Consider the following 907-nt stretch of genomic DNA (forward strand, 5'->3'; position numbering starts at 1 on the left):
GGCCCGGGGGGAGTTCGAGGAACAGCTGAACTACTGGGTGGCGCACCTCCGAGGAGCGCCGGGGCTGCTGGAGTTGCCGACGGACCGGCCGAGGCCTGCGACGCAAAGCTTTCGCGGTGGGAGTGTGCCGATATCGTTGGGCGCTGATCTGAGCGGGAGGGTGAAGGAGTTTGCGCGTCGTCATGAAGTGACGCTGGTGATGGCGCTGCATGCGGCGTGGTCGATGACGTTGAGTCGGTTGAGTGGTCAATCGGACATCGTGGTTGGAATGCCGGTTGCGAACCGTCATCGTGCCGAGCTGGAAGGGCTGATCGGGTTTTTCGTCAACACGCTGGCGGTGCGAGTGCGTCTGGAAGACGACCCGAAGGTGAGCGAGCTGCTGGGTCGAGTGAAGGAGGCGCTGCTGGAGGCCTATGCGAACCAGGATGTTCCGTTTGAGCACGTCGTGGAGGCGCTGCAGCCGGGCCGGACTTTGAGCCACAGTCCGGTGTTTCAGGTTGTATTCGCGTTTCAGAACATGCCGCGAGAGAGGCTGGATCTGGCGGGTACGACGTTGCGGGAGCAGGAGGTGGCAACGCAGACGGCGAAGTTTGATCTTGGGTTGTCGTTGGAGGAGTCCGCGGAGGGGATCAGCGGCAGCATCGACTATGCGGCGGACCTGTTTGACGCGCAGACGGTGGCGCGTTGGAGGGAATGCTTTGAGGTGATGTTGCGGGCGATGGTGAGTGAGCCGCAGTTGCGGGTCAGCCAGTTGTCGTTCTTGAGTGAGGCTGAGCGTCACCGGGTGGTGGAGGAGTTCAACGCGACACAGAGAGCCTATCCGCAAGGGAAGCTGATCCATGAGTTGTTCGAGGAGCAGGTCGCACGCACACCGAATGCAGTGGCGGTGGTGTATGAAGACCAGAGC

1 protein-coding gene is annotated in these 907 nt (G+C 62.0%); it reads left to right on the forward strand.

The genetic code is table 11. The features are described from left to right. On the forward strand, positions 1–907 hold a 907-nt coding region (locus JM946_RS29885), incomplete at both ends, for a condensation domain-containing protein (protein ID WP_269141158.1).

The organism is Steroidobacter gossypii (assembly GCF_016801985.1).
Classification (GTDB): domain Bacteria; phylum Pseudomonadota; class Gammaproteobacteria; order Steroidobacterales; family Steroidobacteraceae; genus Steroidobacter; species Steroidobacter gossypii.